Source organism: Vibrio sp. 10N.261.52.A1 (assembly GCF_002876325.1).
In the GTDB taxonomy this organism is placed as follows: Bacteria; Pseudomonadota; Gammaproteobacteria; order Enterobacterales; family Vibrionaceae; genus Vibrio; species Vibrio chagasii.
This window is the reverse complement of sequence record NZ_MCYD01000040.1, coordinates 1-970: the sequence shown is the minus strand read 5'-3', so window position 1 is coordinate 970 and position 970 is coordinate 1. Positions and strand designations below refer to the sequence as shown.

Genomic DNA, 970 nt, shown 5'->3' with positions numbered 1-970 from the left:
TACTTCTGCAGAAACTCGTAACTCAATATTTGGTGAAATTAGAAATGAAATATCAGATCTAGTTTCATATATGAAGGAAGTTGGTGTAGATAAGGAAATTCTTGGCTTCAGTAACTCAAGAATGGCTTACAATGACATGCTAGCGCGTCTAGCAATTATTTTGGAACAAGATAATTTAAGGTATCAGTTGTCGGATGGCAACCTAAATTCTAGATATCGAAGTGATGTTTCATTTAGCGATAATATTATGGAGGCAATTAAATTTTCATTGCTATTTTTCTCTAAAGTGAAAATTTTCACCCTAGAAAATGACATAGAGTTAAACTTAACTAAAGCTTCAAGTCTCAGTTGGCTTTACTCAATATCTAGTGCTTACTTGAAAGAGTATATTAACGAGAATGATACCACTAAGCTGCTTGAGTCATTTGTCCATTTGGAAATTGTAAAATCTCATGTAAGAAAGAATGAAACACTGCCTTTGGTTTCATTAGATTACTTTAAGTTTGGAGAAACTTATCTCAGGGAAATTGCATTCTTATATATTGAACGCTCATCATCCCGAGTAATGTCACAAGGTTCATTGGTTGTACGAGATATTATTATAAACTTATCATGTTTTGTTAATGGGATAGTAATGTCTAACCCTCTTGAAGAAAGAATGATGCATGAGTTAGTTGAAAGATTGTATGATGGGTCTAAAGGTGATGTTAAATTACTAATTGAATCCCTTTCGGAAAATTGGTTGGGTGAAAGTTGTGAAGAATAAAGAAATAGAACGAAGCTGGTTTAAAGCTCAAGATTTATGTAATTACCATAAACAGTTAAGAGCTATCACGTTGCATGATGAATCTCGTACCAATCACCAGCTGAATATTGAATTCAACTCAGGGATAACAGCTATATGTGGGAAGAATGGATCTGGTAAATCATCTTTACTAAGAACTATTTATAACTACTTTACTAATGACTC

General features: G+C 33.0%; 2 protein-coding genes. Both read left to right on the top strand.

The genetic code is table 11. The annotated features are described in order from the left end of the window. Positions 1 to 766: hypothetical protein (locus BCT81_RS29090; RefSeq protein WP_198596811.1), on the top strand; the 766-nt coding region annotated here is incomplete at its 5' end. After that, positions 756 to 970, top strand: a 215-nt coding sequence (locus BCT81_RS00525; RefSeq protein WP_198596810.1) for an ABC transporter ATP-binding protein, incomplete at its 3' end; no start/stop codon positions are given. The genes BCT81_RS29090 and BCT81_RS00525, both read left to right, overlap by 11 nt.